The sequence below is a fragment of the Brasilonema angustatum genome (genome assembly GCF_059505445.1).
Genome location: NZ_JCACKO010000053.1, coordinates 14,242 through 34,871, shown reverse-complemented (window position 1 = coordinate 34,871; position 20,630 = coordinate 14,242). Strand labels below are relative to the sequence as shown.

The following is a 20,630-nucleotide window of genomic DNA, read 5'->3' as shown; positions in this document are numbered from 1 at the left end:
GATAATTTAACTTATTTACTACTTGCTTACTCCGGAAAGTGACAGAAGAGGGATAGATTGAATTCATCGCTTGTGATTTGCTTGAATTACAAAAACTAGGGGGGTAAGGGTGTAAGGGTGTAAGGGTGTAAGGGTAGTTCATTGAAACTAGGACTTACGCAAAAACCCTTTTAAACCCTCTTAACTATGCGCTAAGGCGCACGCTACGCGAACGTGCTCTTTACGTCCTACCCTGCGGGAAGCCCTTCGGATTCGCAGTCGCCTACGGAGGGAAACCCTCCTGCAGCGCTGTCTCACCGCTCCGCGTCTATGCGGTTTATTTTTTCATTATTTTGCGTAAGTCCTGGAAACAAGAACCAGTTTGCTCTAACTTGTTAAGATGATGTTGACTGCACAGTGACTCAAAGCAAACCATCACTGACCACCATGAAGCATCTGTCGGACTACAACTTCTTTGACCCTGAACTGCTTGTGTGCCCTTATGAATTCTACAAGGTAGCACAGGAGCAAGCACCAATTATGGAGCTACCTAGTCCCAAAACTGACGCTAAGCTCTTCCTCGTTACGCGCTATGACTTGGTGATAGAAATTCTTAAGGATACAAGAGTATTCTCTAGTAATTTCTCTACTTTACTGGCTGGAAAAGAAGAACAGGATCCGGAATTGCAGAAAATCTTTGCTCAAGGCTGGCCTCAGATGAACACCCTGCTGACGGCAGATCCACCAGAACACGAGCGATTCCGATCACTGGTGAATAAGGCATTCACCTCGTCGCGTGTCAATAAAATGCATAACTTGATTCTGCAAACGGTTGATGAACTCATTGACAGTTTCATCGATAAGAGTAAGTGTGAATTCGTCAGTGAGTTTGCCGTACCCTTACCGCTCAAAGTTATTGCTCAGCAGTTAGGTGTGCCGCAGGCAGATCTGCCGAAGTTCAAGCAATGGTCTGATTCTTTTATTGCGCGCCTAAGCCATATGCTTTCTAGAGAGCAGGAGATCGAGTGTGCTAAAGATGTGGTTGCTTTCCAGCATTATTTTCGTGATGTCATAGAGTCACGCCAAAAACAGCCTCAAGATGATTTGATCACGGACTTGGTACAGGCAAAGGTGGCTCAAGAGCGATCGCTCGACACAGCTGAACTGCTGAGTATAATTCAGCAAATACTAGTGGCAGGCAATGAGACTGTCACCAGTGCGATCGCGGGTGGGATGTTGTTGCTGACAAACAATCCCCAGCAGATGAAGTTGCTACAAACAGATCTTTCCCAGGTAGAGAACTTTGTTGAAGAAGTTCTACGAATGGAAAGTCCGACTGCGGGGATGTGGCGAGTTGTAACGCAAGATACAAAACTCGAAGACGTTGATCTAAAAGCTGGGTCTTTGGTGATGATCCGCTTCGATGCTGCTAACCGCGATCCCATAAAATTTCCAGAGGGTGAGCGTTTCGACGTGCGCCGCTACAATGCTAACAACCACCTATCTTTTGGTTCTGGCATTCATTATTGTTTGGGCGCTATGCTTGCTCGCAAGGAAATGCAGATCGCCTATGAGCGCTTGCTGCTACGGCTTGAGAACATCCGCTTGGCACAAGGTGATTACCAGTACTTGCCGAACATACTCATGCGGGGACTCAAGCACCTCTATATTGAGTTCGACAAGGTAGCATCAGATGTGCCTGACTACAACACAACACCAGTTAAACGTTGAAAAAAGAATGAGCAAATAGGGGTGCTTGAGTGCGATGGCGCGGAGTGCAGACGCCAAGGGCGTATCGCCCAAAAGGCAGACGTCTGCGTGTGTATCGCTTTGACTATCAGAAAATACATCAAACTATAAATTTTGATTCTTTAGCAGGCGTTGCCTTAGTTCCAATGCTTTTTTGTACAAACGTTCAGCTTGAGTGTACCGTCCAAGGGAATAGTAGAGTGATGCCAAATTGTTGTAACTTTGGGCGACATCGGGATGCTCATCTCCTAGCAGGCGTTGCCTTAGTTCCAATGCTTTTTTGTACAAACGTTCAGCTTCAGTGTGCCGTCCTTGGGATGAGTAGAGGAATGCCAAGTTATTGTAACTGGTGGCGACATCGGGATGCTCTTCTCCCAACAGGCGTTGCCTGAGTTCCAAAGCTTTGATGTAGAGTGGTTCAGCTTCAGTGTACCGTCCTTGGGAATAGTAGAGTCCTGCCAAGTTGTTGTAACTGGTGGCGACATAGGGATGCTCTTCTCCCAACAGGCGTTGCCTGAGTTCCAAAGCTTTGATGTAGAGTGGTTCAGCTTCAGTGTACCGTCCTTGGTCAGAGTAGAGCTCTGCTAAGTTGTTGTAACTGATGGCGACATTGGGATGCTCATCTCCCAACAAGCGTTGGTATAGTTCCAAAGCTTTGATGTAGAGTGGTTCAGCTTCAGTGTACCGTCCTTGGGAATAGTAGAGTCCTGCCAAGTTGTTGTAACTGGTGGCGACATAGGGATGCTCTTCTCCCAACAGGCGTTGCCTGAGTTCCAAAGCTTTGATGTAGAGTGGTTCAGCTTCAGTGTACCGTCCTTGGGAATAGTACAGCTCTGCTAAGTTGTTGTAACTGGTGGCGACAGAGGGATGCTCCTCTCCCAGCAAGCGTTGGTATAGTTCCAAAGCATTGATAAGGAGTGGTTCCGCTTGGGTGTACCGTCCTTGGGAATAGTAGAGTAATGCCAAGTTGTTGTAACTGGTGGCGACATATGGATGCTCTTCTCCCAGCAGGCGTCGCCTTAGTTCCAAAGCATTGATAAGGAGTGGTTCCGCTTCAGTGTAACGTCCTTGGGAACGGTAGAGTTCTGCCAAGCTGTTGTAACTGGTGGCGACATATGGGTGCTCTTGTCCCAGCAGGCGTCGCCTTAGTTCCAAAGCATTGATAAGGAGTGGTTCCGCTTGGGTGTACCGTCCTTGGGAATAGTAGAGTAATGCCAAGTTGTTGTAACTGGTGGCGACATATGGATGCTCTTCTCCCAGCAGGCGTCGCCTTAGTTCCAAAGCTTTGATAACGAGTGGTTCAGCTTCAGTGTACCGTCCTTGGGAATAGTAGAGTCCTGCCAAGTTGTTGAAACTTTGGGCGACATCGGGATGCTCTTCTCCTAGCAGGCGTTGCCTTAGTTCCAATGCTTTGATGTAGAGTGATTCTGCATCAGTGTATCGTCCTTGCGAATTGTAAAGACTAGCCAAGTTGTTGTAACTGCTGGCGACATATGGGTGCTCTTCTCCTAGCAGGCGTTGCGTTAGTTTCAGTGCTTTGATGTATAGTGGTTCCGCTTGGGTCTACCGTCCTTGAGATTCGTAGAGTTGTGCCAAGTTGTTGTAACTGCTGGCGACATGTGGGTGCTCTTCTTCTAGCAGGCGTTGCCTTAGTTCCAAAGCTTTGATATATAGTGGTTCCGCTTGGGTGTACCGTCCTTGGGAATAGTAGAGGTAAGCTAAGTTGTTGAAACTTAAGGCGACATCAGGGTGCTCTTCTCCTAGCAGACGTTGCGTTAGTTTCAATGCTTTGATATATAGTGGTTCCGCTTGGGTGTACCGTCCTTGGGATTCGTAGAGTTGTGCCAAGTTGTTGTAACTGCTGGCGACATATGGGTGCTCTTGTCCCAAACGGGATTGGATTACTGATACACATTGCTCTAACCACGGTTTCGCCAGCGCATACAAACCCTGTCCTTTATAAAACCAACCCATAGCAGTAAAAACCCAAATTAAATTTTCATCACTGACTGCATCAGTCAAATTTTGTGCCACTTCTGCTAAATGTGGAATATCAGGAGTTAAGGCAGTGATTTCTTTGTGAGTAGGTGTGTCAGAAATTTTCTTTGCCACTTCTACCATTGCTTGGCAAAAACTAGACTTATGCTCGTCGCCTGAAGCTAAGTTCTTTTGCTTGTCTTTCAGAAACTCGCGAATCAACTGATGTAACAGATAAGTATCTTCGCCCATAAGCAAATGCAAGTTTTCTAATTCTACTCTGGCATCTTCCAGTTCTTCTGCGTCTTTCTCAGCAGCAGCACCTTCCACCAGTAACCAAGGAATCGCAGCTAAAGCAAATAAACTTAGTAAACAACCTAACTGTTGGGCAGACTCACTTAATTCTTCCCAACTTAATTCAAAAGCAGCCGCTACTCCACGTTTGATACTTAGAGTCCAAGTGCGGTCATTTTGATTCACTATTAAAGAAGGATGCCCTAGCCCTTTTTCCTCCAAACGTCGCAGCATTTCTGTCAAAGATATCTTACGCTTTTTCACATACCGCCCGACCAATTGCAACGCCAGAGGTAAGTAGCCTAAACGCTGAACGAGTTCTTTCGCTTTTATTGATTCTTGGGTGACTTTTTCTTCTCCAACCAATTGCTTCAATAATAAGAGTGCATCATCCTCCTGCAAAACTTCCAAAAACAGAGAACCAGATAAATCTAACTTGAGTCGTGTTGTTATGAGTACTTTAAACTGAGATGGTTGTGGTGGTAGATAAGATTTTATCTGACTGTAATTTTTCACATCATCTACAACCACAAGCGTGTTTCCTTGGTGCCAATGCTGCCAACACCAGCGTACTCGTTCTGGTAAATCCAAATCTTCTGGCGGCTGCAAGCCCAAATCTGTTCGAGTAAATTCTATGATCTGCAAACCAATATCTTCTTCTCTTGCGCGTAGCCAGCAAATTCCACCAGGATAAGTGTCCAATTGTAAATGTAGCAGTGAATGCTGGATTGCTAATTCTGTTTTACCAACTCCCCCCATACCTTCAACAGCTGCAATGACGACTTCATTATTGCGTTGTAACTGTTGGTGGAGGCGTTCTAATTCACGCGATCGTCCGATAAACTTATCTGTATTGCTAGGGGGAATATTTTGGGGGAAACCTGTTGGTTTAGGAATTTCACTCAAATTGTTTTCAACTTTGTAAATCTGAGTAATATCTCCTACTGTGATATTCCCCTCAGCCCGCACATTCTCAAAGATTGTTTGTACAACTGATAGAGATTCCTTATTATTCATAATTGTAAATTAAGTATAAAAAAACTCAACAAATCTTATAGGACTTACGCATTCCCTCGTTACCATGCAGAGCATGGTAATGCATTACCGGAGGCTCTGCCTCTTGTAGCTCTTTTGCTCGTGAGACAGAGTCTCACTCAAGGCATTCCAAGTCACAGACTTGGAACGAGTTCTATCAGTTATCAGTTATCAGTTACCAGTTACCAAGAGAAAATACGGATCTGTTTCTTTTGTTAACTGTTCACTGTTTACTGCTCACTGATTTTAAGCTTCTTGATTTAAATTGCCTAAATCAATGTTTTGAGCTTTCACCCCTTTAACCATTTCCTGTTCAACTGAAGCAGCCCGTACAGCTTTTTGGTTGATGTCTTTTGCTTTCAAGTCACCAGTTAATTCAATTTCACTCAAAACTACTTGATGTATTTTTTCATCTTGTGCTTGTAGAAGTTGCACTAGTTCTTTCAGTTTCTGAGCAAATGCTTTATCTGCATCCATCTGAGTTTGCAGTTCATCTTGTAGCTTTTCTTTATTCTTTTGCGTGGGTTCACTTTCTGCTCGTTTCAGTAACCCTTCTGTTCCTTCTGCCTTAAACTTTTCACGAATGGTGTTTACTAAATGAGCAAATGTATCTGTAGCGCCCTTAGTTAAAGCTTTTCCACCTTCTTTGATTGCTTCAGAGAAAAATAAAGAGACAATCACTGCTGCTGTTAGAGGTTCTGTCATAAGACTAATTATAGGTTGAATTGTAGTAAAGTAAGATACAAACTTTGCGTATGAGTTTCCGGATTTCTAGGTTTACTGAAATTTGACTCTTTTTTTTGCGCTCTATCTTTTTTGAAACCATTCAATCAAAGGTCTTAAGGTTCCCGGTAGCGCAGCTTCACTCACAGTGACTGTGTGTTCTCTTCCTTTGTCTTCTACCGTTAACTTGTATTGAAAGCGGTCAGCTTGTCTCGTTGAAGCTGTGATATTTTCGGGTAGATTGAAGAAATCTGCGGCTTCTAGTAGTGACGGTAGTTGATCAGCTTCATTTGCCGGAATACTTGCCGTGTCTACAGTTTTTTTTGTACTTATCCCTGCAAAACCACCCGTGCGTTCAAATGATATCCGCATTTTCTTGTTCTCCGTCTTGCTATGTTTTGCAAGAATTAATCAAAACTGGGAAAGTCATAACATAATTTTCCAGTTTATCAAGAAAAAACAACATTAAGAGGGAACAGTTCATCTGGAAAATCCCCATACAGCACAATAGAGGCGTCATCTTAGATCTTGCATCATACTTTTCGTCCGCCAAGAAATAAATTTCTTGGCTCAAAGTCTAAGTCCGTTAAAACGGACTGAGTAAGTTTTCCAGGAGGCACTGCGTTGGGGAGCCAGTACTGCAGGAGGGTTTCCCTCCGTAGGTATCTGGCATCCGGGTTTCCCGACTTGAAGCATGTGCCGTTCCGTTTTAACGGACTTGGTTTATTAGCCCAGAACTTGAGTTCTGGGCGTACTCAGCCGGAGGTGCAAGATCTAAGCCTTAAACTCGTGCGGCTTGGCAGCCAGCAAAATATGAAATAAACACCTTTTTTCTTTACACCCTTACACCCCTACACCCTTTTTCAAGCTAGAAGTCAGAAGTAAAAATGACTTTCTGCCTAGCTTTTAGACAAAAGCGTTGTACTTCAATGACTTGCGATGCGCTGTAATTAAAATTAGGTATTCTTCTGGCGATTCGGGAGTTGCGATCATCGCCATTTGCTTAAAATTTATCGGAGGCTAAAACAATGACAAATTGTACTGTTGGCGACTATCTACTGCTTCGTCTCAAAGAAATTGGCGTCAAGCATATCTTTGGTGTCGCTGGTGACTACAATATGGAATTTCTCGACTTGATAGTCAATCAAGAGGGTATTGAGTTGGTTACAACTTGTAACGAACTTAACGCAGCCTACGCTGCTGATGGCTATGGTCGAATCAATGGGATTGCAGCACTGATTACCACGTTTGGTGTTGGTGAACTCAGCGCTATTAATGGAGTTGCTGGCGCTTGCGCTGAACACGTCCCTGTGGTGGCGATTACTGGAGCTCCTTCTACCAAAATTCAATCATCGGGAGCACTTGTCCATCATACGCTAGGCACTGGCGATTTCTCCATGTTTGCCCAAATGTATGAGAAGGTAACGACGGCGCAAGCATATTTGACATTTGAGAATGCAACAGCAGAAATCGACAGAGTTTTAGGTGAAAGCCTTCTCAAAAAGTTACCTGTTTACATCTCCCTACCGATGGACGTTGCTGCACATGAAGTGGCTGCACCATCAACTCCATTTACTCCCCCTGTCTTCCAAAGCGATGAAGCGATCTTAGCTGAAGTAGTTGATGCAAGTGTAAGTTTGTTGGAGAAGGCGTTAAAACCAGTCATTCTGGCTGACGTGGGTGTGGATCGTCATCATTTGCAAGAGGAATTGCGATCGCTTCTTTTTGCCACTGGATACCCTTATGCCACTATGACTATGGGGAAGGGGCTGCTTGAAGAAACGCACCCCCAATTCATCGGTATATATAACGGTGGTATCAGTGAAGAGTATGTGCTTAAACGTGTTGAACAAGCAGATTGTGTATTGAGTATCGGTGTCTTGATGAGTGATTTCAACACAGGAAAGTTTTCTGCAAAACTCGATCCAAGCCGAACCATTGAAGTGCATGGGCAGCATCTCAAGATTAATAATACCGTGTACAACAATGTGGCAATGCAGGATTTTCTAACTGCTTTAAGCAAACGCTTGAAGCACCGCGATCAGCAAACGCTAGATTTAAAGCCTCGCAAGGAAAATTTAAATCCTGGTTTTACAACTGGTTTCCAACCCAACTCAACAGCAGCGATTACCCAGGAGCGTTTTTGGTACAGACTGGCTCAATTCCTCAAAGAAGATGATATTCTTGTCACCGAGACTGGAACTTCTTTGTTTGGAGCCGCAGTTATTCCTTTGCCAAAGGGAACCAGTTTCGTGGGACAATTACTCTGGGGTTCTATTGGCTACTCAGTCGGTTCTTCACTTGGTTGTGCGATCGCTGCTCCCTCAAGACGATCCATCCTACTCGTAGGTGACGGCTCGTTCCAAATGACGGCACAAGAACTGTCAACAATGTTACGTTATGACCTCAAGCCAATTATTATTCTTTTCAACAATGATGGATACACGATAGAGCGTGATATCCACGGTCCGACTCAACCATACAACGACATCCAACGGTGGAATTATCACAAGCTTCATGAAGTTTTTGGTAACAATGGCTGGGGTATCAAGGCAAGCACCGAGTCAGAGTTAGAATCGGCACTGCAACAAGCCGAACAAAATCAGGACAAACTTGTCTTTATTGAGGTAGTGATGGACAAAATGGACAGCCCAGAGGTTCTCTTAGATATGTTAAGTAAATAAAGCAGTAAATGTCAGAAAATGAGCCAGCCGCCCCGAAGCGGCTTGGTTAATGATGAGTTATGAGTCATGAAAACAGTGAACAGTCAACAGTTATCAGTTGCTTGATAACTCGTTAAAAGTTTCATGATTCATAATTCATGATCTTAAAGAACTCCTACCTTTTGCCAACCATTCTTCACTGCTTTTTGTTCGTTACTTCCTTGACCGTAAAGTTCTCCAGCAACTTGGACAGTTGTATTAGCAGCCTGTTTAAAATTGGCTTTAGATTTGAGGCGATCGCGTAAAGTAATGTACCAGATTTTTCCAGCTTTTTCCCAAGCATAGCCGCCAATTTCTACCGCAGCTAGATAAAACGCCTGATTGGGGATACCTGAGTTGATATGTACGCCCCCGTTATCATCCGTACCAGTGTATTTGTTTTTTACATGCGCTGGTTGGGGGTCTTTGCCCAGTAGTGGATCATCATATGCTGTTCCAGGCGCTTTCATTGAGCGAATGCCAACGCCTTTTGTCTTGGGTGTTAATAAACCTTCCCCAATAATCCAGTCTGCCTGATCTGCGGTCTGATTTTTGACTCGCTGTTTGACCAGAGAGCCGAAAACATCAGAGAATGACTCATTGAGTGCCCCAGGTTCTCCAAAATAGATCAGACCAGCTTCATGCTGAGTGACTCCATGAGTTAATTCATGCCCAATCACATCTATAGATTTAGTGAAGCATTGAAACATTTCTCCGTCACCATCACCGTAAACCATCTGGTCGCCATTCCAAAAGGCGTTGTCATATTTAACGTTGTAATGCACGGTAGAATCTAAACGCAGTCCTTTGTCGTCAACAGAGTCGCGTCCAAAAATCTCTTTGAACAAGTCATAAGTTGCACCAGCTGCATCGTAGGCTTCATTGACCGCCGTATCTTGGCTTGGGGGATCGCCTTCTGCACGCACCAGTACACCAGGAAGTTGTTCACCATTTTTTGCATCATAAATAGTACGACGCTTCTGACCTGGGGATACCCCAAAATTCACACCACCTACTACGTTGCGTCGTCCACGAAATTGTGCCGAAGCATTTAATGTGCGAAACGCCCACTTACGCTGCTCTTCGTTACCATTGACTGCAACGTGTTCCAGCATATGAGGTGGAATAATACAACAAATGGGGCATCTGGTGTATAGTTGATGCTCTAATTCAGATGCAACAGATTTTTTCTTTTTTTGAGCCATCTTTAAGATATTCTCCTTTTTCAGATAAGTTATAGCAAACAGTGTCTCTTACTGTATACAACAAGCTGTAGAGTCATCATTCCAAACCGGAGAGTCAAACAAAGCGATAAGCCGATAGCGTTTGCGCAGCGTCCCTCTTAGGGACTAGCGTGACGTTAGTCATAGGCTTTAGCTTGTGCATATCGCAAAGACTTTAGGACTTACGCATCAGACGATTTGCTTTCCGTTCTTCTTTAATAAATGCAAGCAAAATCAACTTATGCACTTTTGAGATAGAAATGGGAAATTTTTGCGCTCATCTGACTATTGTAAAACTGCACAAAACTAAACACGCTAATCGTTGCGGACACAATAGTTGATTTGTAAAGTGCGTAAATCCTAGACTCTATAAGCGCGTTTTTCAATTTTGACCTGCTCATCTCGGTAACTCCGGGCAAATATCAGTGTCAAAATTAGTATTCCTGGTGAATTTTTCTCCAGTGAATAGCTGTTGTATAAGACTTGGCACTGATGGTTCCACTTAATAATAATGCCTTATTTAAGACTTTATACTTATTCATAAAAATATTTTTAAACATAGAAAATTGTAGATAGGAGATATCACCAGTAAAAATCTAGACCAAAATCATAAGATTGTTTAACATAATAAAAGACCCCACTAAATTGTGTGTGGTTGTGTGTTGTAAAACTTGGTTGATACATGGTCAGGGGGCTAGTTCCCTCGTGACCATTTTATTTTTGATTGCACATTCAGCACCTTAAACTCTCATACATCATAATTATTTAGAAAAATTATATTCAGAGTCATTAATTATGACTTTATACTGGGTAAAATGTTGCTTGAAATACACTTTTTCAGTATATTAAGTATTTTAAATATACGAATCCTATTTAATTTTTGTGAAAGTGCCTGCGCTCTGCGCTTAAAAAACTCGCTACACATTTATTCCTTCTTCGGTATTTTTTGTTTCCCGTTAAGCGTTCCCAGGCTCAACTAGTATGCCAAATTATTAATATAAATTATCAATTAACAGAAACTACTCTACGGAAGGAATGAAGTATGTTAAAAAACTTATTGAAATCAAAACTTCTGGGATCGATTCTTTGACCGGAACGATCCACATTTCGGTGGGTTGTAATCCTCTCATCTGGAACATTACTTTGAGCAAGAAGCCAAGCCAGAGATTGGTATTGAGCCTCTGTATAGCCGGTGTGAGTAGGTTCGTTGTTCATGACGCCAGATGGTGGTGTTTCTAAACTGACGTGATAAGCGAAATTATTCACAGATGGAAAGAGCTGAGAATTTGTCTGAACAGTTTCTGCACCAAGTGATCCATCAAATATTGAATGAGCCGCACCAAAGGCTCGCTTTTCTGGTGGGACTATGTAAACAACTGTCCCATCTAGGTTAATCATGGCGTGGTAGCTTGCTTGAATATTATTATCATCGTGAGGAGTTTGAAAAAAATTAATGACACTGGAGGCAGGTGCAGCTGTTTCATGAAGTACTATGATTGGTGGATTATTGACAGGTTGACCATTAACGTCTGTTGCAAACCGCTCTCCATAGTTAGTTGGGTTAGCCCAAGCAATCTCATATCTAGGTTTGTAAGCCCTAAAAGCTGCAGTGGTTTTGACTGTGGAAATACGAGCCTTTTGCAATTGGCTTTTTTGGTTGCTCTTCTGTTGAGGTTGAGACGTTGAATTTTTAGCAGACAAAGCCGTCTTTGGACTTGGCGTTTTTGTTTGAGGTGCGGGTTGGCTGTTTTGGTTGATTTTTTGTTGAGGTTGAGATGTTGAATTTTTACCAGACAGAGTCGTTTCCGGAATCAAGGCTGGGGTTTTGACTTGGCTGGGTGATTTTGAGTTTTTACTAGAGAGATCTGTGTTTTGATTTGCTGTTAGTGCTTTAACATGAGGTTGAAAATTAGAATAGTCACTAGAAATAGTGCTTTGTGGATGTGATGTTGTCTTCTCCTGCCAAAACTCGCTTTTTCCAATAAGCAGCCCCAAGAACAGCCCAACAAACACCAGAATAACTAGGTGCCATCTAGTTGTCTTTACCTTAAATTTCATTTTTCTAATGATTTTGATAAATATTTTTTATTTCAATTGAAATAATTTTCAATTGCAAAAAATAAGTTTGAATATGGTTTCTAGATACACAATGACATACAAAATATTTATCTGTCTAGAGGTTTTTCTCCTAAAAATGCTGGGATCATGTCGCTTTTACAAATACAGCGCTTTGCATTTAAATGGAGTATGGTTCTCCCCAACCCTCTCACCCCCGTTTCATCCCCTTTCAAGGGTAGATATTTAAGACTAGCTTCACCCGACAACTTCATGTTTCTCAAATGACTCTCTCTCCTGCCTGATTTTTAAATACTTACCTTTGAAAGTCCGTTGTAGCACAAGCGCGTGAGGGTTAGGGAGGGGTGTACTCCATGAACTTATAGCAGGGAACGCTTAACAGGGAACAGGCTTGAAAGTCTCGTGGTGTCCGTATTTTCTCATTAGTTCATGTCCTAATCTACCTGGCAACTGCTATACAATCCGGTGTATAAGCTGGCTTTGCTTGGCGAATGAAGGTAGCAAAGCTTTTTTTGGCAAAAAAATATTAGTTTCTTACTTTACAGCAGTTTTCACCAAAATGAACCACACCTTTTGTAAGGGTGCAATGTCTTGTGCCCCTACGACTGTGGTCTATTTACCTAAAAATGGCTGTAACAGGACTTATGCAACGAATAGCCGTAAGGCGTGGCCGTTCCCACTAGGGCGTGTGTAAGGGTTTGAACACCTACACCCGTTGCCCCGCTATACCCCTTGCCAAAACCCTTGATTTCTCGTTTTTATGCGTAGGTCCTATTTAATTAAAAGCTACCCGGATTGTCATCCAGTGCCAGTAAGAAATTAATCAAATCTGTTTGCTGATTTGGATTAAACCCAGCTTGCTTATCTACGTAGAAGTCGTGACCTGTGCCATCAAGGTTACTACGCACTAGAGGAGGGTAAGATTTGTTTGCTGTCACAACTAGGGTGCGAAGATCACGATCAACCAAGGCACGCAAGCTGCTAGCAGGATCGGCAGGTAAAGCTTGGCTGAGAGTGCCTGTTAGCCCTAACCCAGTGGGATCAACAACAGTAAAACTACCATTTTCATTAACCCTCAGACTTCCTGCCCGCACCGCTACACCACCATCGTGCAAATATGGTGCACTGAAAGACAAACCAAGTAAGGAAGTCGTTTTGTAACCACCATTCGGTAATATACCTTTAGGTAATGTCGTGGGACTATCGGAGATGCCATCCGTTGGCACATTTAGCACTTCGGCGTTACCAGATATGGGAACGGCAGTGTTAAAGGTGTAGAGTTGAGGTGGTACTAACAAGTCATTTAGTTTCAGGCGAGACCTAGCACGGGCTGAATTCGTACCAATTTCCTCAATCGGATGAATTTTGTTGTCAGTGAAGAAGGGCGCAATGTGACAAGTTGCGCATTTAGCTTCCGCAAACACTCTTGCCCCACGTCTAACAGAACCTGTATTCAACGCTTGCTGGTTTTCAGGTGTGCGATTGGCAGACGGTACTAAGCTATTTTGGAAAGCAGACATGGCATTGTTAGCAAACAGGAATGTCCCACTGGCAATATCATCCGGATTCCCAGTATTTGGGCTGAAAACCAAACCGTTATATGTAACCAAGCTGGGGCGCAAGTTTGGATAAGTTCCCGTACCAGGGGCAGGAACTTGATCTTCTAACTCTGCTTGTGTCACATTCGGCGCAACCTGACGCAGCCACTCCGAAGGTTTTACTGGATTTCCTTCCGGTAAACGTAGGCTTGGATCGACAGCATTCTGAAGCAATGTACCAATATAAACTTCTGGGTCAATGTTAAGAGTTGCTGCACTCTGTTGAGCAGCTGCAAAAAAATTGATTTCTGAAGAATGAACACCGTTACCAACAGCACTCAATCCGGCAAACGGACCTACAGCAAACTGTCCGTCCAAGAAATAAGGATGATTCTTAAACGTAAAGACACTGGGAATTTGGGTCGTGTTGTTGATGCCATCTGAAGAACTTTCAAAGTTAGCAAAAGGCACATCTAACACAGCATCGTCGAAAGCTTGTTCAAACTTATTAGGATCGGGCAATTCTACACGGTTCCCTTGACTGTCTAAAATAATCTTACCGTTGCCTTTGTATTGTGGATCTAGAGGGTTGAAGTTCAATCTTGCAAACCCAGCTGCTGTATTTGGTGACAAGGCAACCAATAGAGGAGTAGCAATTTCACCATTAGGTATTCCTGCGAGGCGTTTACTCTTATCTGAAAGAGATGCATGACAAAGAGCACAAGTAATGTCGATTTTAGGTGTTAATCCTATAGGAAAATTTCCTCCCTTTTCTATTTTTAAACCTGTATTAACGACAGTTCCTTTAGGAAAAGTCCGACTGCCTAACGTTAGATCGTTCAACAGGGTAATTTGTAAGTTTGTCGTTGGTTGACCTTGTAAATTGGTAATGGCTGTAGTAATTTCTGGCAAGATGCGAGCAACGCCTTGTTGAAAACCAAATACTCTTTGCAGACCAAATGTGTCCCCAATCTTACGGTTGAAAAATATATTTTCACCTTTAGTAATCAAATCCTGAGTGATTTGAACTGCTCCTACTCGTTGATAGGAAATTGGGTCACTAGGGTCGAGACTCCGCTCTTCAACTAGCTTTGCTGCTTCATGGGGACTCAGCAGTTTGCCAAAATAGTCGTAATATCCTAATGGTTGACGTGGGGCTGGTTGCAGAAGATCAAACCTAGCAAAAGCTGTTTGGCTTGCCATCAACGAATTTGATAGCAGAACACTAAAGAAACTAATGACAAAAACGCAGATTAATAACAAAACTTTTGCTTTGAAGACATTTAATATCCTAACCACACTAATGCTAGAGATGTTTTTTCTGGGTTTCATACTATATGGATGAAAGAAAATGTATGTAGTTAGGCATAACACTAAACATGTAAGTATATACAACCTAGAAATATTTATTTATTTTTTTTATTTTATTAAGAATACTTAATTTTTATTAAATTATAAAAAAATGTTTGGGTAATACCAATTCTATGTGAGGCTGCACATTATTTTGACCCCTCCAAACCTCCCCAAACCTCCGGGGAGGGCAGTTAACGGCGATGCGGTTATTTCTATGCATCTTCATATGAAAATGGTACAAGTACTGGAGTTTAGACTAGAAGCAGGCGATAAGCCGGAGGCTTGACGCTACGCGTATCGCTGATTGTGAAGTTCAAATGTACTAAAAGCGAGCAAAATGTACAGGTATAAAAAAAGAAGAAGAGTCTGTATTTGAGACAGACCCCCAGTAACGGAAGATAACAGAAGTGCTACTCCTTTCGGTGCTGTGAAGATTACCGTTTAGGCAGCAGGGGAACAGGGGAGAAGAAATTACATCGGTAATTTTACACTCCTGATGGGAGTAATACTATTTCGTCAAGCAGTATCAAAACTTAGCGACTCTTGCCAAATCTTCGGCGCATATTCGCACCCAATCCCAGTGCTGTCAGCGAACCCAAGATTGTGAGAGGTTCGGGAACTGGCGCTACGTTTGCATTACTGACAATTAATCGCGATGAGCCAACATAATCATTAACATCAACAACGCCAATGCCGACGGTGTAGTTGTTTGCAGTTGGGAAGGTATAGTTGAAAGTAGAGTTACCAAGGGTTAGAGGGATAATGACTGGACTAGTTGTTGAGTTAACAATCGACACAAAGGCACGGTCAGGATTAACAGTGTCAAAGGTTTGGAAGTTTGAGTTAAAACTAAAAACATCTCCAGCTTGGAAGTTCCTCAAGATGCTGATAGCAGATCCCTCAGCAACATCAGTTCCAAGGGTTCCTGGACTTAGACCTAAAGAAGATTCAAGTCGGAATGGACCAACAGGCTGATTGCCAGAGACATTATAGTTCGTAGCGTCATCACTGCCATCTGCGTAAGCATTAGTGATTGTAGCTTGAGTTGGAGTTACATTACCAACATCACCTCCTTTATTGAAACTCCTCAGGTCAACACTGACAGCAAAAGAGGGTTTTGCAATCGTGATGCTACTTAAGCTGAATAAGCCCAAAGCTACAGTTTTCCAAAAAGTTTTAGCTGACATTGAAAACTCCGTTAATTTAGTTGATGAACTTTGTTGGTAGATGCCAGCACAAAAATGGTAATTGCAACCTTAAGCTTTTAAAACACGAAGTTACTAGAACTATTGAGGTTACCCGTACCCAGAAGATTAACCGTGATAAATGGTCGGAAGATGTCTGCGCCTGTAGAACCATCTGCATCAATTTGTACGCTGAAGTTGTTGGAACTACTGCCTTGGACAACTTTGACATAGTTATCGGCAATAGCGTCGGTACCGCCGTAGCCTCCTGGAATCAAACTACTCAAGAGTTGGGTGAAGACAATCTTGTCTTTGCCCACCTCAAAATCATTAATTGTGTCACCTTGGTCGCGTATACTAGCATACACAAATTTGTCATTGCCAGCACCACCAGTGAGCGAGTCTGCGCCCGAACCACCGATCAGGACATCATTTCCAGAACCTCCAGTTAATGTGCCACGACCTGTTGTTGATGTGTCTCTGATAGCTGGCAAATTAAAGCGAGCTACACTGGGGTCATGGTCACTCACCTGATCGGCAAACTCTGAGTTAATGTGAACGACATCGAACTCCGAGTTATTGTTCAAATTGCTACTAGCCAAAACGTGATCCAACACTTGGGCGTTGCCTTCAAAGTTGTAGGTATAACGTTCGTTTTCAGGCAAGTTTTCAACGAGATCTGTGAGTCCGGCGCTTTTTAGGATATTGAGTGGGTTAGAGAATTGGTAATCGTTCAAGTCACCTGCTACAACCACATTGGCGTTGGGATCAACCGCCAGAATGTTCTGGACGAAGTTTTTCACTATTGTCGCTTGCTGGTTGCGCTGTGTCTCGCTACTGAGGGTTGGGGGTTGATTTGGTCCAAACAAGGGTTGGTCACCACCTTTAGAGTTGAAGTGGTTGCCAATAACATATACACTTTGACCGTTGAAGGCAAATTCCCCAACTAAAGGCTTGCGACTGCTGTTGAAGGCGGAGTTGGTGGGGTCAATTAAACCAGGACTATCCGAAAGTACGGGAACACCATTGACGTTGCTGACTGTAGTACTGGAGGTGGAAGTCCCACCAGGACGATCTATAAAAGAGACGCGGTTGGGATTAAACAAGAAACCCACCCGGATATTACCACCAGGTTCACCACCATTGGTGTCGTCTACTGGATTAATCTGGCGATATTGGTAAGTGGGACCGCCAGCAGATGCGATCGCATTAATTAAAGTCTGGTAGGTTGTGCTGGCATCTACCACACTGTCATTCGTTGGTCCGTTGTTGTCCTGAATTTCTTCTACACTAATGATGTCTGGAGTCTTCAGGTTATTGACAATTGCACTAGCCAGACCGTTGAACTTAGCCGCACCATCACCAGGATCGAGGTTTTCGACGTTGAAGGTGGCAACTGTAAGTTTGTTGGGATCGACAGAAGTTAAACCACTTAAAGTAGAAGACAACGCAGTGCGATCGCCCGCAGCGTTACCATCTAATGCACCCGCAGTTGCTGTGGCAACTGGACTGGTAAAGTCCAGTGCATCAAACTCAGTCCAGCTACCTGAAGTGATATTGGTTGCGCCTATTTGATATTGAAAATCTAATTTTTGTGGAGTCGTATTGCCGCCATTTCTCCACTCCTCACCTGTGTAGTTGATGTTGAGTGCGTTAATTGTGTTACTAGTGTTATTGACAAGGCGAACTCCATAGTAAATCGTATCTGTGGTTCCAGATGCCAACGATCCCAAAGCACGTTCTGTGCTGCCAGTACTACCAAAGCTATAAAGTGACCCTGTATTGCTTGACCCAGTGCCTGCTGTGTAAGCTGTTCTGTTAGAGTACCAGCCAGGAATAGTGGAGTCACTCGTCCATATATTATTACCTGAATTGGTTAACGAATCAAAGTTCTGAGAGTAAATACTGCTCAAGTTAATTGGCGGCATGAAAATACCTCACTAGAAAAAGTGAATAATGGGACTTACGCAAAAACCCTTTTAAACCCTCTTACCTATGCGCCAAGGGCGCACGCTGCGCTAACGTGCTCTTCGCGTTCTACCCTGCGGGAAGCCGCTCCGCGTCTATGCGGTTTATTTTTTCATTAATTTTGCGTAAGTCCTGAATAAGCTAAAACGCATTGAAATTGCACAGTATGAATGCAGCTTAGTTTCAGTAATTAAAACACGAAGTTTCTTGGATCGTTCAAAGTACCTATACTTGTGGATGCCAAATTAACTGTGATAAAAGGTCGGAAAATATCTCCGCCTGTAGGACCATCTGCATCAATTTGCACGCTGAAGTTGTTGGAACTACTGCCTTGGACAACTTTGACATAGTTATCAGCTATGGCGTTGGTACCGTTGTATCCTCCAGAAACTAAGCTATCAAGCAGTTGAGTCAAAACAATCTTATCTGTACCAACTTTAAAGTCAGTAATTGTATCGCCACTATCGCGAATATTGGTATAGACAAATTGGTCATAACCAGCACCGCCAGTCAGTGTATCTGCACCTGCACCACCAATGATGGTATCGTTTCCTTCTGTACCAACGATGGTATCCCGACCGGAAGTGCCGTTGAAGACTTGACCAACGGTGTCGCCCAAGGTAACAGTATCATTGCGGAACTTTTTGAAATTGTTCTGCGCTAAATCTTTAGCGGCTGTTCCGTTGTTGTAGAAAACAGTATCACCGTTATCTGTCAACAATTGAAGTTGGCTGGTGCTGGTGAGATTATCGGGAACTGCAACAATAGACTCAAAGCTACCACCAGTATTTAGTGCTGTTAAATTTGCACTACGCAGTTCGGGAGCATCTGTTGGGTTACCTGTCCAAGTGAATAGGCGGAAATCATTGGGAGCAGTTCCTGTGCTAGAACCAGTAGAACCAGCAATAATGACGTACTGGTTACTCGCGTTCCGTTGAATCTCGCGAATCCCTCTACCGCCCAAGTCAAGTAAAATGGGAGCGCCAAAGGTTGCAGATCCCTGTGTACCGCCACCAGTGGAAGATAATAAGGATGTAAAGTTTGTGACTGGAACAATCAGCGCGTCGCTGCGGTTACTTGCAGGTTCAAGGGGGGCACGAAAAGCGACGTAAGCAGTGGTGTTATTAGGTGCGATTGTCAAGCCTTCAATATTGTAACCATTCGTACTTTCAGGGATTACCCCAGGCGTAGCACTGGCAGTTAGTCCCAGGTAATTGGCACCCAAACCGTGACCGTTGTTCTTATCCCATGCCGTCACGTCTTGTTCTAGATAGTCGTAACGTCCTTGGTAGCTGAGGGTAGTGTTCGCACCTGTGCCTGATATCTGCGTTGCAAATAGGCGATCGCGGTTCGGTCTACTGTCACCGCTGGAGGAGTTGCTGTTGGAACCTGTCCAGTAGATTGTGTTATTTAGACGGGTTGCGGCTTCGATGTCTACTTCTCTGATTGCACCGCCACCACTAGTATCTGTGAGTCCCAGAGACGACGTGAAGTCGAAGCCATTGAGTGCTAAACCAGATTGATTGCGATCATACAGTCGAAGCACTTGGTTTTCATCATCGCCCACCAGCATGTAGTTGGAATCAATGGCGATCGCCGTCGATGCATCACTCGTTCCCGTATGGAAGCGGGTGGTGTTGGGAGTAACTGATGCTGCCGAGGCTGCGTAATTGACTAAATAAGAATTGGTGTTAGTGCCATCGCTAACACTGACTGTAACATCGGCAAAGCCTACACCAGTGGGATTAATCTTGAGATTGCGACTTGCACCGGTGCCACTGAGAGTCAGGTTAGCATTGGTGACAACATTTTGATTGTTGCTAACTGCTGTGACTGTTAAGTTATTGAGTGGGGTATCGGCGTCTGCAATCGTGAAATCAAGTCCCAACGTTTTTGCTGGATCTGTGGGATCTGCGATCACACCGCTTACCGCCCCAGCACTTGTTGCCGGAAGATTCACAAAAGGTGAGGCAGTTGCTTCCTGAATCGTTGGTGCTGCACCACTACCACCACCACTGGTGAGGGTAATGGCAGAGGAGTTATTAGTTGCCGGACTGATGTTCCAGCTACGTGCTGTAGTGAAGGTATTTGTCGTCGTATTAAATGTACCATTAGCTACTATGACCTGGTTTGAACCAGGATCTGGTGCTAAGAAGCTGTTAGACTGAAGCTTTCCGCCAGAATAGCGATCATTAACAGGTAACTCGTAGCCTGCGCCACCGTTACTAACAACTGCACTACCTTCGGCAGAACCAAAAAAGATAGCGTCGGTAGGAACAGTAGAACTTGTGAGATTGCTGATGTCGAGATTAAACACTCCAACAGCATCAGCGTTGCCACCGCCATTACCCAGTACACCTCCTGAGTTAGCGTTACCAAAGCGATCGCCATTTGTCGTTCCCGTATTGATCGTGCGTAGTTTTCTGCCAGTCGGTGCAAGTGAGGAACCACCAACATAAACAACATCACCCGCATTCACCACACCGCTTGTGATGTCAAAGCCATAAGTAATACTACCACCTGCGATCCAGCCACTGGAAGTAGCTGTACCGTTGTCGGCAAAAACAACGCTATAGGGATTTGCTGAAAAATCAATCGTCTGAGTTGCTAGTAACTCGACATACTCGAAAGGTGAATCGTTTCCAGACGGGTTAGTAAATATTTCCGAAATTAATAAACCTGGGTTCGACGCCATAAGTGATCCTTGTTTGGTGTGTATAAGCGGGAGCAATACCTAGCCCCTAAAAGGGGCGCTACGCAAACGGTGGGCTGAGTCCCAAGGGGACACGCTAGCCCCTAAGGGGCGCTGCGCAAACGCATTAGCCCTTG

10 protein-coding genes and 1 pseudogene are annotated in these 20,630 nt (G+C 43.8%); 2 read left to right on the top strand and 9 right to left on the bottom strand.

The annotated features are described in order from the left end of the window. Window positions 1–426: 426 nt before the first annotated feature. Window positions 427–1,710, top strand: a complete 1,284-nt coding sequence (locus AC5JM2_RS11855) for a cytochrome P450 (RefSeq protein WP_495835077.1) — start codon at window positions 427–429, stop codon at window positions 1,708–1,710. Window positions 1,711–1,833: 123 nt separating this feature from the next. Here AC5JM2_RS11855 and AC5JM2_RS11850 read toward each other — a convergent pair. The 3 genes and pseudogenes from AC5JM2_RS11850 to AC5JM2_RS11840 form a co-directional block, all read right to left on the bottom strand. After that, window positions 1,834–4,839 (bottom strand): annotated as a pseudogene (locus AC5JM2_RS11850) (tetratricopeptide repeat protein). A 441-nt stretch (window positions 4,840–5,280) separates the two neighbouring features. Beyond that, entirely contained in the window at window positions 5,281–5,739 is a 459-nt protein-coding gene (locus AC5JM2_RS11845; RefSeq protein ID WP_495835076.1) for a hypothetical protein, read from the bottom strand. Between the two features lie 102 nt (window positions 5,740–5,841). Then, window positions 5,842–6,129 (bottom strand): protealysin inhibitor emfourin, encoded by a 288-nt coding sequence (locus AC5JM2_RS11840; RefSeq protein ID WP_495835075.1) that lies wholly within the window; start codon window positions 6,127–6,129, stop codon window positions 5,842–5,844. 656 nt (window positions 6,130–6,785) lie between these two features. Between AC5JM2_RS11840 and AC5JM2_RS11835 the strand changes: the two genes are divergently transcribed. Next, window positions 6,786–8,441, top strand: coding sequence for an alpha-keto acid decarboxylase family protein (locus AC5JM2_RS11835; protein ID WP_495835074.1), 1,656 nt, complete (start codon window positions 6,786–6,788; stop codon window positions 8,439–8,441). A gap of 143 nt (window positions 8,442–8,584) precedes the next feature. Here the strand turns inward: AC5JM2_RS11835 and AC5JM2_RS11830 are convergent, their stop codons facing one another. From AC5JM2_RS11830 to AC5JM2_RS11805, 6 genes are all read right to left on the bottom strand, one after another. Next, the gene (locus AC5JM2_RS11830; RefSeq protein WP_495835073.1) at window positions 8,585–9,664 is read right to left on the bottom strand and encodes a M4 family metallopeptidase; all 1,080 of its coding nucleotides are present in this window, start codon (window positions 9,662–9,664) and stop codon (window positions 8,585–8,587) included. A gap of 1,023 nt (window positions 9,665–10,687) precedes the next feature. Then, window positions 10,688–11,740, bottom strand: a complete 1,053-nt coding sequence (locus AC5JM2_RS11825; protein ID WP_495835072.1) for a peptidoglycan recognition protein family protein — start codon at window positions 11,738–11,740, stop codon at window positions 10,688–10,690. Between the two features lie 797 nt (window positions 11,741–12,537). Then, the gene (locus tag AC5JM2_RS11820; RefSeq protein ID WP_495835071.1) at window positions 12,538–14,499 is read right to left on the bottom strand and encodes a hypothetical protein; all 1,962 of its coding nucleotides are present in this window, start codon (window positions 14,497–14,499) and stop codon (window positions 12,538–12,540) included. A 683-nt stretch (window positions 14,500–15,182) separates the two neighbouring features. Then, window positions 15,183–15,836, bottom strand: a complete 654-nt coding sequence (locus tag AC5JM2_RS11815) for a PEP-CTERM sorting domain-containing protein (protein ID WP_495835070.1) — start codon at window positions 15,834–15,836, stop codon at window positions 15,183–15,185. Between the two features lie 77 nt (window positions 15,837–15,913). After that, complete coding sequence (locus tag AC5JM2_RS11810; RefSeq protein ID WP_495835069.1) at window positions 15,914–17,761, bottom strand: endonuclease/exonuclease/phosphatase family protein; 1,848 nt, start codon at window positions 17,759–17,761, stop codon at window positions 15,914–15,916. 230 nt (window positions 17,762–17,991) lie between these two features. Beyond that, on the bottom strand, window positions 17,992–20,496 hold the full coding sequence (locus AC5JM2_RS11805; protein WP_495835068.1) for a beta strand repeat-containing protein: 2,505 nt from the start codon (window positions 20,494–20,496) through the stop codon (window positions 17,992–17,994). Window positions 20,497–20,630: the final 134 nt, after the last annotated feature.